The following is a 14,708-nucleotide window of genomic DNA, read 5'->3' as shown; positions in this document are numbered from 1 at the left end:
TCCGTTAGGGTTCACGAAGGGCACTGGCTTTTGCCCGCAAAAGCGGTTTTAGCCAATAACTAAGTACTGATTTTTTTCCGGTTAAAATGTCTACCATGGCTTGCATGCCCGGAATGACTTGCAAGCTGGATGCATTATTTTGTTCTAATTGAATATGAGCGCGGTAGTAGGTAGTACCGTCTTCTTCTTGCAAGGCATCGGCGCTCACGTAAGTAACTACGCCTTGTTGTCCACCATAAACCACGAAGTCGTAGGCAGTAAATTTAACCATTGCAGGCAAGCCTTCACGAATAAAGCCAATATCTTGAGGGGCTATTTTGGTTTCTATTATCAGCTTGCTGTGTTGCGGTACGATTTCCATGATGGCTTCACCGGGGCGTATTACACCACCAATCGAGCGCACTAAAATATCTTTAACTGTGCCAGCAATCGGCGAGTTTAGTTTGGTTCGATAAAGCTGGTCGGCGACTGCTCGTTGGCTTTCATCTAGCTGCGCTAATTGTGCTGATACTTCATTTAACTGCGCTTGGGCTTTAGTCCTGAACTCTATGGCAATATTGCGGCGCTCAACAATCGCTTCATTGATCGCTGCTTTTAGCTTTGTCTCCATGAGCTTGGCGCTGGCCATGTCGCCTTCTAGTTGTACTTTGTCGCGCTGAAGTTTGAGCAGTTCTACTTTCGCTACTGCACCACTAGCCACAACGTCTTCTAACATGGCTGTTTCTTCACTGACAATGGCTAAACTGTGCTGCAAGGTACGCTGATTACCAACCGCATCATGTAAGGTTTGTTGCTGTTGTTCAATGGCTAACGTGGCCTCTTCCAATTTTGAATTTAGTTGGCGGATGCGTTGTTCATAGTTCGCTTGGGCGCTAGCTTGAGCTCGTTGATTTTGATTGATAAATGCCAAAACCTGCGGCTCAATTAACACTTGTTGTTGCCATTTAGGATTCTTGTTGTCTAAGTTGACACTGGCCAACTCGGCTATTAAGCGGATTTCTTGGGCCAATAAAGTACTGCGTTGTTGCTCGGTTTCCTGAAAGGCTGCTCTAAAACGGGTGTCTTCTAATGCCAGTAGTGTTTGCCCTTTGCTGACGTTGTCACCTACATCCACTAACAATTCTTTAATAATGCCGCCCTCTAAGCTTTGTATTTTACTGATCGCCGAGGAGGGCACTACTTTACCGTCGCCTACTACTACTTCATCTAATGTTGCCAAAGCAGCCCAGATAATTAAGGCAATGACCAGGGTTGCGCATAGCCATACGATTTTTCGTGATTGCTGGGCTAAGCGTTGTTGTTGCCACGCCAATTGGTTAGTCATGTTTAGCCTCTCTTACAATACTCACTGAGTGGCGCTTCTTGGCTTGTAAACCTAATATTACTGAAGGTTTATCATTGGCGATGATATGGCCTCTATCTAATACAATGATACGATCGCAAATACTCAATATACTTTGTTGATGAGAGCTAATGACTAAGGTCATATCTCTGGGTAATTGGCTTAAACACTGTTTAATCAGGTTTTGGTTATTTTGGTCTAATCCGCTTATCGGTTCGTCAAGTAATAGTAATTTAGGTTGTCGATAAAGAGCTCTGGCAAGCGCTACTGCTTGGCGCTGCCCTCCGGAAAGTAATAATCCTCGTTCTCCAACTTGTGTTTCTAAGCCATTGCTTAGTCGTTCTAGGTGATTCTGTAAACCTGATTGAGCGATGGCCCAAGCGAGTTTTTGTTCGTCGAGTTGATGGCGTCCTAAAATGATGTTTTGCACAACGCTACCAAATACTAAGTTAGGTTGCTGACCCAACCAACCAATTTGCTCGCGTAATACACTGGGCGGCCACATCGAAGAATCTATGTCTTGAAATACTATTTGGCCACTGCTTGCTCCATACTGGCCTGCCATTAAGGCCATTAAAGTCGATTTCCCAGAGCCAGCGTTGCCAATAATACCTAGGCGTTCGCCTGATAGAACTTGGAGTTCTATATCGTTCAGTGCAGAGAAGCTTTGTTCTGGGTAGCTAAAGCTCACCTTGTCGAAAGCAATCTTTCCTTTAAAGCTGCCTTGTTGAACTAATTGCTGTGATTGATGTTCTTGAGGAAGTGCCATTACTTGCTCTAATCCAGTAATTGCTGCACGACATTGTTGGTAGCGAAGAATTAACATCGACAGTTGGTTTATCGCGCCTGCAGCTCGGCCACTTAACATGACAATTGCAATTAAGCCTCCCATACTCAGTAAGCCTTCGGAAATGCGGTATACACCGGTAACAATCAAACAAATGGTGACGATTTGTTGACTACTAACGATAGAGTGACTGACTAAGTTGCTTAGGTGACGAGAACGAATTTGCCAATCAGCCATCTGGCTGGTGGTTTGTTCCCAGCGTTTTTGACTGCTGCCTTCGGCATTAAATTGTTTTAACTCGGTAAGGCTAGTTAGGCTCTCAAATAGTTCGGCTTGGCGCTGAGTTGAAAGCTTGGCGCTTTCTTCCATGCTGGTAGCAATGCGAGACTTCATAAACATGCTAAACGCCAGTAGAGCGAGTAATACAGCTAACGGCACAAGCATCATGGTGCCACCTAACCAGGCAATCAACACCAAAAAGAATAGGGTAAAAGGGAGGTCAACTAAAGTGACCAAGGTTATTGACGTGAAAAACTCCCGCACACTATCAAAGTCTTGAATTTGCCGAGAAAAGGCGCCTACAGATTGAGGCTTATTTTCAAGCTTCATACCCAGTACTTTTTCCATGATACTGGCCGATAGAGTGCTGTCGATTTGCTTGCCAGCCATATCGGTGATGTTGCTTCTGGCTTTACGGAGTAACCAATCAAATATCAAAGCAACGCTTACGCCAGCCGCTAATGTCCATAGCGTGTTAAACGCTTGATTGGGCACGACGCGGTCGTATACGTTCATGGTAAATAGCGGTACGACTAAAGCTAACAAGTTAATAAAAATTGAGGCAAGCAGTAAGTCTCTATACCAAGGTTTGACTTCATCAATGGCTGAAAAAACCCAGTGCCTGGGTTTGCTTTTGTGTAATTGTTCAACCCGAGGGTCGTTAGTCAATTGCGGAGTGACTAACCAAGCCTGCTTAGTCACTTCTGTGGTAAAAGTTGCTCTGGTCTGTTGTTTTAGTGTTTCAGGTTCATCTACTTCAAAGTAACTAACGGTTTGTTTATTGATAGTCGTGACTATTCGTAGCTGCTGATTCTGGTCAACGACAACTATAGGTGCATTTAGCCCTTGCGCTTGCTTAAAGTTTATAGGGCTTGCGTTCAGCTGAGCATGTTGACAGGCTCGCGCAAATAAGTCGGCGGTGAGCTCGCCATTTTCCAAAGGCAAGCCGCGCACAATGGTTAAGCGGCTATAGCCTTGCCCAAAGTGTGCACATAAGCACTCTATACTGTTTAACCAAAGATCTTGCTGTTCCATGCGTTCCTTAGCTCACTATCAAATTCTGGTCGTCTATCATTTTTTGCAGTAAGTCTGACTGACTAACAAGCTCAGCGTCTCCTTTATATAAATCATCTAGGCTTACCCCCGATAGGCTTATGTTTTGGGTAACATTACTACTATCTGGTTTGATGGTTAAAAGTGCTGAGCCAGATTGTTCGCTGAGGCTGATATAAGTTTGTGCTGAAGCTCCATCGGTAACACCTAAGCCATTTAGAATGCTACTTAAATCGATAGTGTCCATGTTTTCACTGGCATCAAAATCACTAATAATATCTAGCGCTGGATTGGCCGCAGAACCTTGGTCTTCAGTTCTAAATGCAAACGTATCAGCGTTCAAGCCCCCACTAAGGAAGTCATCCCCAGCGCCGCCAATAATCAGATTGGTTTGAATACCGCCTGCTAAAGTGTCTTCGGCGGGGTCAACTAAGCTGATGTGTAATTGCTGGCTAGTGCCATTGGCCTTATCACCGTCTATTTTGGCAAAGCTATCGATGGTGAGGGTAAAATCTGTGGACGCATTATATCCGCCCGTTATCGCTAGATTCGCCACGTCGGCCATATTTACGACTAACTCCCCATCGGTAATGGTTTGTCCTGATATTTCTAGACCACTGGGAATACCTGAAATGGTTAGCTTGCCCACTTCGTTGCTGGCGGGGTTGATCAAGTCCATGCTAATACCAAGCGGAATAGAGCCACTTTGCTCGGAAATAATTTGGGTATAGAGAAGGTTCACGACGGGCGGATCGGGTAGGGGGCTGATATCGATGCTTAAGTTTTCAACTGCCGCTTCTCCTAAATCACTTTGCAACGAGCCTAGTACGTAAGCACTATCTTTGGTCTCGGAGAAAAGTGTTATATCCATGTGGCCAAAAGCATCGCCAGCGTATAGCTCGAAGCTGGCAACACTGCTAGCTGTGATCAGTAACGATGCAGTATAGCTGCCTGCTATAGCGTTAAATTTAGCTTCCTGACCATCTATCGCTATGCGGTCTAAGCCGACTAAAGCTGAAGGGTCTGAGCTACTATTCACTTTAACAGTGAGTAAAATAGATTCATCACTGTTGCTTTCGAAACTGCTGATATTCACCGGAATATTAATTGCGTCACCTTCAATGGCGTTGATATGTTCCGGTACATCGAAAAATTGAGCATCATCACCAATTGGATTGACTCCTACTAAGAAATCTTGGCTGGCTACCTTAAAGTCACTGGTTCCTGTCTCTATGCTTATCGCTTCAAAGCTGAGCGGTATATCGCCGCTAAAATCCAGTGGCGGGGTTAAATATACGTGTGATAACTGGCTACTATCTAGGCCCCACTTATAGGTAGGATTACCATTGAAGCTTCCACCGTCTAAACCGTCATTTTCAAGTAATTGATAGTTGCTACCATTGAAGTAACTCAGCACCGCCCCTTCAGGCACCCCTTGAATACTTAAGGCAATAGTTTCTGAACCGTCCTGGTCAACAGCAATGGCGAGTAAACCATCAATCTGAATATAGTTGTCTTCATCGCCAGTACTATCAATTGCGTCAACCAACACTAAATCAGTTACTGGTTGAACATTGATAACGACTGAGGTGCTTTTAGTTTGGTTGTCGGTCATGCCATCGGCTTGATCGACAATATTGGCGGTAATCCCTATGCTAAGTTGGCCACTAAAATTGTTGGGAGGCCTAAACTCAATGTCGTTTAATCGACTGGGGTCAAGTACTGTCCAAGTGTCATTGCCATTATCTATCAGAATGCTGCTATCACCGATGAACTGGGCGTTTTCAGGCGCGGACAAGGTAAGGCTAGTCACCGTTTCAATACCTTCGCCGACAATGTTACTGTCGCCTAATACAAAGGCCAAATCTAGGTTAGTTGTGGTGTCCTCTAAAATGGTATTGGTGGCCGCGCTGAATAAAACTTCATCAACTATTGGCTGAACAGCTATGGTAATCGTCTGTTGTTCAGTGATGCTATCACCAGAGCACGTCGCTGTTACCACAACCGTTACAGGAATAGCCAATTGACCCGCATAATCATCATCTAGGCCAACTAAGGTCATTGTCTCAATACCTTCGGCCGAAATTGTGTAACCGTTTATTTGACCAAGCGCATTGTAATCAGGGTAGATGCCACTGCCTTCAATCTCTACTCCCTCGGGTAAATCATCTGTTGCAATGTAGAAAGAGATAACATCTCCGGGGTCATTAGATATATCGCCATTTAAATGTCCAGTTACGCTAATGTCTTCACCTTCATTAGCGTCTATGGTTGAGCTTGAAAGGTTACCAGGTGCTGATGGCGAACATGGTTCTCCTGTATCGCCAGTGTGCCCACTAACTTGTATTTCTAAGGGAGCAGAGATGAACCTAGCATCTTCACCGTCTAATACTCGTGCCTTTACAGTAATAATTACGCTATCTACATTTAGTGCGCTATACAGTGTCGCCCCAGCTAGGATGTCAGCGGCTGTCTCCATTGTAGAATCATTAGTAAGCCCTGTAGCTGGAATGATCCAGTTGTTGTCGGCGCTCATGGTGACGCCGTTGGGGTGAGTTACTTCAAAAAAAGCGCCATCAGGAATCACAATTTCTATGTAATCTAAGTATTCTGAACCATCAATATCTTGTTCTATGAACAATACACTGCCGTCAAGCGAAATGGCGCTACCATCGACACTGGTTAACGGTTCTGATGTGGCGCTTAATCGAGTATCTAGCTCAACTTTAGCAGCTACATTTACCTGGAGTTCAGCTGTCAGTGTTTTGAGATCGATTAACCCTGTCGGCGAAGTGTCGGTAACTTGGTAACGGATTGGAATAGTAAAGTTACCACTCAAATCTTGGTCTGCTTGCAGCGTAATTCTTCCGCTACTGAGGAATTCTTCCCAACTAGTGGTAGAGGAGTCAAACAGTGTTGTTAAGTCTAAGCCCCCAGAGAACACCTCTATGGGTGAACCGTCATAAAACAAAGTTACACCATCAGGTAAGCTCTCGATGGTATAAGCGCTTATCGCTTCGCTACCATCGGCATCAGAGCCTAATGATTGGAGTAGGTTAACGGAAGCGCTTCTGTCTTCAATTGCTTGGGTGGCTAAATCATTGCCATCGGTTTCGTCTACAACAGGTTTAACTTCTATGTTGACAGAGTATTCAAACTCTCCACTGTCACCGTCTGGTTCAGTAGATATTGCGAAAACGTCAAACTTTAGATTGCCGCTGAAATCTTCAGCCGTTTTTATAAATATTTGTGAAAGAATATCATTGCTGATTTGAAATATTCCACCGGTAACAGGGTCTTTCCCCACGGGCTCAAGTGGATAGGGTTCGCCTAAATGATTAACCAAAGTAATAGTACTGGGGATATTAGTAATGAGTAGATTAATCTCTTCCGAGATATCGTTATCACTGGTAGAGATGACAAAATCTAAGGGGAGCAGTTGGTCCTCATTAAAATCGCTTTGATTGCTAATTACTCCGTCAATGGGGTCGAATATCCAATGGCCGTTGCCACCATCGGATACCTCAGGAGCATCAACTACTCCTGCCAATTCGATCGTTAAGGTTTGCGGGGCACTTTCTGCGGTTACTGGCGACGGAACTAAGCCATCGATGGTAGATTCGGTAGCTATTGCTGAAACAGTAATGCTTAAATTTTCTGTAAAAGAGCTAATATCTTGTTTTGGTACCAGTGAGACTAAGCCTGATTCGATCTCGTCGGCCAGCACTAAATACGTATTGGGGCTCGCTAAAGAGCTACTACCGCCAACGATTGACCAACCTTCATCAACCACTATTTTGTAACTAAGAGTCTCTGAACCGTCTGTATCTGCAAGCTGGCCAGCAATCACTGTGCTTAAATCAATCGCCTGATCTTCTAGCCCTTTAACATCATTTACCGACAAATGGGGTAAATCGGCAGCCGGTTGTATGTTTACTGTGATTGTTTGGCTGGTTTGTGCGTATTGGTCGCTAGGGTTGGCAAATACAGTTCCTGCTTCGGTGGCAATAGCTATTAGGCTAAAAACAAATTTTCCCGCTAAGTTGTTATCAGCCTTTACACTCACTTGGTCTAATTGCGCTTGTGTATATTGCTTGTTTTCATTAATCGCGTTGCCATTAATGGTCACCTGTAAACCGCTGGGTAAATCGGCAAATTGATAAAGTAAAGACTCTGAGCCATCAGCGCTATCAACCAAATTTGCAGTAATATCTAATGGGTGGTCATTACCATCGTCTTCGACAAAGTTGTATGTAAATTGGGAACTACCATCCCACTCGGGGGTATCGGCTATCGGTAAAACGTCTACAGCAATACTAGCGTTAATAGTTCTCATGCCAAGGTCGGTATTAATGGTGGAACTAATTGCTAAGTTTACGGAGCTGGTCGTCAATGATTCATGCTGTTGAGGCTGATAGCGTAAAACGCCATTTGGTGATGCATTGCTATCAGAGACTGCCAAATTAGTAATGGTTATTACGCCTCCTGATGCCACTAACTGTTCAGTGCCTAGCCATAGGCTACCGCCATTTAGTGAGGTTTCATCAATTAGAATGGCGCTTACCGATTCATTTTGATCGGTGTCTCCAGGGCGAACCTCTATAGATAAAACAACACTGTTGTCTTCGGTTGTTTGCACGTCTTCGGTTCTAATAACGCCAGGCGAGTCACCGAGCGTAAGTGTCGCGGTACTGGTCACCTGGTCACCGTCAAAATCTTCCACGATATAGGAGATTGAATCTACAATAGCTGGTGTTTCAGTAACATCGGGTTCGGTACTTAAGTTGAGTTGGCCATTAGAAGAAATCGTTAACTCACCATATACCTCGCTAATTAGGTTCGGGTTGATTAAATCAAGGGTAACAGAACTGCCATTGGGGATAGCGTAAGTCACGCCGTTATAGTCAAAACTAACTATGCTAGCCCCATCACTGCCTGATGTTGTTTCGTTTAGTAGTTGGGTCGTGAAACTTTCGCCTTCAACTAAATCTAGGGTGCGATTCTCGCTAATAGGTACGGCATCTGTAACATTAACTTCAACGCTGCTACTTGCACTTACGTCGCCGTCGGCATCAATGACTGTTACTGAAAAGAGGAGTGCCAAGTTGTTTTCGCCATCGGCATTACTGTGATCTAAAGGCGAAAATAGTTGAAATTCTGTAGTTCCGTCTAGATTTACTTTAATTTGAAAAACAGCTTGATCGGCAAGATTGTTAGCCACATACCAACCGTCATTGTTGGCATTACTTAAGCTGACTAAGCTGCCGTTAGAAGTAATGGCTAAGGCATTAAATGCATCTATATCTATTTGTATATCACTAATATCATCGCTGCCGGTATTGATAGCCATGATGGGGTCTACAGACTGGACACCATCTGCCGTGTTATTGCCTATTAGCCCATCTTCATCAGCTTGCATACTTCCTAGTGTTGAAATAGAAGGGTCTAGCCCGTCATAGATAGTGACCATAGAAACGGAAGTTTGGCTTGTTCCGTCGGTATCTGAGACTTTAATTGGCAAGGCAATATTTAAGCTTGAGTCGTTGCCAGAGTGATGATCTAGCTGGCTAAATAGCTCGATTTGTAATTCAAGGTTGGCGGAGGTGTTTGCTGCGATGGCAATGTCTTCTGGCAATAGTACTGAAAATACTACACTGTTATCCGTTAGCAAGGCGTCATAACTACCATCGGCGTTATCACGCCAGCTTAGCGCTTGGCCATTTTGGCTTAGAGTGTTACCTGATGAATCGATGACTGCTTGCCCGTTAACGATATCCAGGTAAAGTTGGTCAATGGGGTCTTGGTTGGCCGATATTTGAATGGTGCTTGTATCACGAGATAAAGCCAATATTGGCGAGCTTGAGGCTTTTGGTGATTCACTTAACTGCATGTCAGCCACATGAACAGTAATATCGCTGCTGTCGTTGATGCTGATATTTAAGTCAAGGCTTTGTGTATCGTTATCGGTATCTCTAACATTAAGGGTGATGGGGAACTGCTCACCATCTATTTGGTCAACGCCTTTATACAATGTGACTTGGTAGTTAAGCGTGGCGCTTTCATGCCCGGTAAAGCTATCGAGTATCTCCACCATAAACACCGGGTCGCTCACATCGTCAGTATAAGCGGTTAATATATAGCCGGTGGGGCTAACCGCGAAAGACAAGCTTTCTCCGCCGCTGCTTAGCGCTGTTTGTTGGTAGTCAAAATACAAGGCATCAATGGAGTCACTACCGATGGTGAGCTCAAAGCTACCGGTTGTGATGATCTCACCATCGCTTAACTCTGCTTCATCAATGACCACTGCTTGATTATTACTTAATTGAGGGTTGTTGCCATCCGATATGACCCATTCGATAACCCCGTCTTGGTTAGGGGTACCATCTAAGTCACTGGATAGGATCGTGAGTTTTAGGAATGTGAGGTCACTACTACTCCATTGATTAATATTGTCGAACATTGTTAGCGTAGTTGTGCCTATAACTACGTCACCATTTGCAACACCCGTTAAACTTAGGGTAAACACGACACCAACAAAGGGAACTTCGGCGGTTAGGGTTTTGCCATCATCACTTAAGCTGTAAGAAAGCTTGTTGAGGTGCACGCTACTCGTTAATGCAAGTGACGCAAGGTCCACTAAGCTGGTTTCACTAAATTGAAGGCTGTTAGGGTCAGGGTTATCGCTACCTGGTTTTAGCGTAAATGTTTCAGTGTAAACATTAGGAGCATCATCTAAACTTGCTTCAGCGCTAACCGCTAAGTCATCAACAAAGTATCCATTTTCACCATCAGTGATCACTATGTTGCCGTTTGCATTAGCTGTATCTCCCGAGCTGTCGGTGACCTGATACTCAAAATTAAAATCTTGAACTTGCTGGTGGTTTAAATTGCGGTTCGCGGTGAATAACCAATAGCCTGAGTCGTCAACGACGAGTCGACCATGCTCGGTTTCAAAAACGGCTGGTATAATACTGACGTCTTTGGTTTCGCCATTGACGCTGACCTGACTTACTTTTAGTGAGCCATCTAAGCTAAAATCATTATCAATGAGGTTTCCGTAAACCCTTTCGCCTTCGGTCACCTCTGCTGAGTCGTTAATAACTTGTGGTATAGAATCTTTTAGCGCAATCACTAAAGGGGTTAATACTGTTTCACTGGTGCCATCTGTATCGAATTGGGTCGCAGCAATAATAGGTGTTAGAAACGACTCATCAGTATTTAAGTCATTGTCTAGTGCCCGATAGATGAGGGTTTGTACTGAATTATCAGCCAATATTGTGAAGCGGAAAACTACATCACCGGTATCTGTAGTGCGTCCTTCAATCATCCTACTGTCATTGGCCATCGTCAGGTTAATGGCAGCGCCTTCTGATTCTATACCTATCAATTCGGGTTGTTCATCGGCAAAGTGGAATTGTTGTGCGTCAAAAATGTTGATTAGAGAGTTACTCACTAATACACCTGATTGATATAGGTCAGTTTCAAATAATAAGTGAGGGTCGGGTTCATCTAGCATGGGTAAGGCATCACTGACGCTATTTCCGGCAATATCGCTTACCCGAGCGCTCAAGGTCCAAGCCGACAAATTATTTAGCCCATCAATATCTATAATGCTGGTTAGCCAGTCTCCATTTTCATCAACACTCGCGTTAGCAGTAACCTGCTGTTCACCATCGTTGATTTCGATGGTTACCGTTTGCCCTTGTTCAACTCCGGTGGTAGTGCCTTGCAAAGAAGTGAGTAAGCCGGTTTTAAATTGAGTAATGCTAAAGCCATCTAGGGTATCGATATCAATGGTTGGTATCGCAGTATCCAAATGAATGGTACTGATGGCATTGGTGGGATTGCCTGCTATATCGACGGTTTGTACATTGAGTTGTAAAGTGCCATCGGTTAACTCGCTTAAGTTCTCGTTAACTTGCCATTGGCCATTTAGTATTGTTGTCGAAAAATCCAAATGCTTGCCAGCGCTGTCGGTCACTGTAAGTAATACCGTTTGCCCATCTTCTACATTGGCTACCTCACCAAATAAACGAGTGTTGCTTACCTCGGCTTGGTTGATGTAGTTGTCGCCTAGACCATCAAAATTTGCCGAAATATCGGCTAGAGTGTCTTTAATAATCGTTGATTCAGCGCTGGTTGGGTTGCCGGCTATATCAGTCGTGCTGGCGATAATACGGAGTTCACCGTCTTGCAGGCTAGATAAATTGATATCGCTGAGTTGCCATGCGTTGTTATTAACCACACTCTGCAACGTGAGTTGCATCCCGTTGGGATCGGTAATGACAATATCGACAATTTGGTCATTTTCAACATTCTCTACTGAACCGAATAATCGTGCGGCAGGGGCTTCGATGGCATTGATGTAGTTGTCGCCTACACCGTCAAAATTTGCCGAAATATCGGCTAGAGTGTCTTTAATAATCGTTGATTCAGCGCTGGTTGGGTTGCCGGCTATATCAGTCGTGCTGGCGATAATACGGAGTTCACCGTCTTGTAGGCTAGATAAATTGATATCGCTGAGTTGCCATGCGTTGTTATTAACGACACTCTGCAACGTGAGTTGCATCCCGTTGGGATCGGTAATGACAATATCGACAGTTTGGTCATTTTCAACATTCTCTACTGAACCGAATAATCGTGCGGCAGGGGCTTCGATGGCATTGATGTAGCTGTCGCCTACACCATCAAAATTTGCCGAAATATCGGCTAGGGTGTCTTTAATAATCGTTGATTCAGCGCTGGTTGGGTTGCCGGCTATATCAGTCGTGCTGGCGATAATACGGAGTTCACCGTCTTGTAGGCTAGATAAATTGATATCGCTGAGTTGCCATGCGTTGTTATTAACCACACTCTGCAACGTGAGTTGCATCCCGTTGGGATCGGTAATGACAATATCGACAGTTTGGTCATTTTCAACATTCTCTACTGAACCGAATAATCGTGCGGTAGGGGCTTCGATGGCATTGATGTAGTTGTCGCCTAGACCATCAAAATTTGCCGAAATATCGGCTAGGGTGTCTTTAATAATCGTTGATTCAGCGCTGGTTGGGTTGCCGGCTATATCAGTCGTGCTGGCGATAATACGGAGTTCACCGTCTTGCAGGCTAGATAAATTGATATCGCTGAGTTGCCATGCGTTGTTATTAACCACACTCTGCAACGTGAGTTGCATCCCGTTGGGATCGGTAATGACAATATCGACAGTTTGGTCATTTTCAACATTCTCTACTGAACCTAATAATCGTGCGGTAGGGGCTTCGATGGCATTGATGTAGTTGTCGCCTAGACCATCAAAATTTGCCGAAATATCGGCTAGGGTGTCTTTAATAATCGTTGATTCAGCGCTGGTTGGGTTGCCGGCTATATCAGTCGTGCTGGCGATAATACGGAGTTCACCGTCTTGCAGGCTAGATAAATTGATATCGCTGAGTTGCCATGCATTATTAGTCACCACCGTTTGGAAGCTAAGTTGTAGGCCATGGCTATCGGTAAGTACAATATCAATCGCTTGTCCGTCTTCTACGTTAATGACCTCACCAAATAAGCGCGTGCTGGGGACCTCTGCTTGGTTAAGAAAGTTGTCGCCGTTGCCTTCAATAGTGGCAGTAATGTTGGCTTGAGTATCTTTAGTGATGCTTGAGCTTGCGTGAGTAGGGTTACCTGCAATATCGATAGAATTAGCGCTAATTGTTAGTTCACCATCGTGCAAGCTTGAAAGGTCACTATCGGCAATTTGCCATTGGCCATTTAGTATTGTTGTCGAAAAATCCAAATACTTGCCAACGCTGTCGGTCACTGTAAGTAATACCGTTTGCCCATCTTCTACATTGGCTACCTCACCAAATAAACGAGTGTTGCTTACTTCGGCTTGGTTGATGTAGTTGTCGCCTACACCGTCAAAATTTGCCGAAATATCGGCTAGAGTGTCTTTGGTGATGGTTGAACTAGAGGCTGCAATATTGCCTGCTTTATCTAAGGTAGTGGCTGTAATGGTTATTTGGCCTTCGGCAAGTTGAGATAGTTCGATATTGGCTAGCTGCCATGCATTATTAGTCACCACCGTTTCGAAGCTAAGTTGTAGGCCATGGCTATCGGTAAGCACAATATCAATCGCTTGCCCGTCTTCTACGTTAATGACCTCACCAAATAAGCGTGTGCTGGGGACTTCTGCTTGGTTAAGGTAGTTGTCGCCGTTGCCTTCGATAGTGGCGGTAATCTGGGCTTGAGTATCTTTAATAATGCTTGAGCTTGCGTGAGTAGGGTTACCTGCAATATCGATAGAACTAGCGTTCATTATTAGTTCACCATCGTGCAAACTTGAAAGGTCACTATCGGCAATTTGCCACTGGCCATCGTTAACTCGAGTGGTGAAATTAAGCCGGTTATCGTGAACATCACTAATTTGAACGAGTACTGTTTGGCCGTTTTCTATGTCATTTATTTCGCCACGGAGCAAGGTAGTTGCTTGTTCGTACTGGTTTATATAATTATCGCCTTGACCATCAATCATGGCATCTAGTTCAGCGGTTACGTCTTTAATAGTGGCATCACTTGCCTCTACAAACTGGCCAAAATAGTCAGTAACAGAAGCATAAACGCTGATAGGCCCTTCAGCTAAACTGCTAATATCTAAGCCGTCGTAACGCCAAGTGTTGTCATTCACTAGCGCGTTAATAACTAATTGTTGTCCGGATGTGTCTGTTAACGTTACAACGACTATCCGGCCATCTTCCACTTCAGGTGCATCGCCAAATAAGCTAACGCTAGGCACTTCGTACTGATTTTCATAGCCGTCACCACCGTCTTCAATGGTGACGGTTAACGCGGCATTGTTGCTTAGCGGGGGAATGCTGTCGGCTTCAACTCCTTGAGTGTCGCTATCTGAAAAAAGTGGCAGATTATCTTGGGTTTCAAAGCCCGCTTGCGGAATGGTTTCATCTAAAGTGGGTTGCACTCTTACAACAAAGGAAGAGCCTTGACCGGATTGGCCTTGGTTACTGTTGTTAGTGTTTGGGCTGTACTGGGGGGCAGGTTGTTGCTCTGCACTGTTCTGATCCAACCATTCTTCGGTGTTTGGTTGGTTGGTCAAAGCTTGAACGAGGTTTTGTACAAAAGGAACACTGGTATCAACAATTTCTGAGGGCTGAACTTTTAGCCATTGGCCATCCGCCATTACTTTCCATATCTGGCCTTGTATATCCGTGTAGACAACTGGCTTCATCCTTAGCCCTTACTGTAAACAAC

3 protein-coding genes are annotated in these 14,708 nt (G+C 44.5%); all 3 read right to left on the bottom strand.

What is annotated here, in order from left to right; translation table 11 throughout:
• Positions 1 to 4: 4 nt before the first annotated feature.
• From ACVFI8_RS04475 to ACVFI8_RS04465, 3 genes are read right to left on the bottom strand one after another with little or no spacing between them, the layout of a single operon-like run.
• Positions 5 to 1,324 (bottom strand): HlyD family type I secretion periplasmic adaptor subunit, encoded by a 1,320-nt coding sequence (locus ACVFI8_RS04475; RefSeq protein WP_457873114.1) that lies wholly within the window; start codon positions 1,322 to 1,324, stop codon positions 5 to 7.
• The gene (locus ACVFI8_RS04470; RefSeq protein WP_457873113.1) at positions 1,317 to 3,443 is read right to left on the bottom strand and encodes a type I secretion system permease/ATPase; all 2,127 of its coding nucleotides are present in this window, start codon (positions 3,441 to 3,443) and stop codon (positions 1,317 to 1,319) included. The genes ACVFI8_RS04475 and ACVFI8_RS04470 overlap by 8 nt, the downstream gene beginning before the upstream one ends.
• 7 nt (positions 3,444 to 3,450) lie before the next feature.
• Positions 3,451 to 14,685: a T1SS-143 repeat domain-containing protein gene (locus tag ACVFI8_RS04465; RefSeq protein WP_457873111.1), complete on the bottom strand. Its 11,235-nt coding sequence runs from the start codon at positions 14,683 to 14,685 to the stop codon at positions 3,451 to 3,453.
• Positions 14,686 to 14,708: the final 23 nt, after the last annotated feature.

It is taken from the genome of Agarivorans sp. MS3-6 (assembly GCF_054112545.1).
The sequence above is the reverse complement of the archived record's forward strand: the minus strand, read 5'-3'. Positions and strand labels throughout refer to the sequence as shown.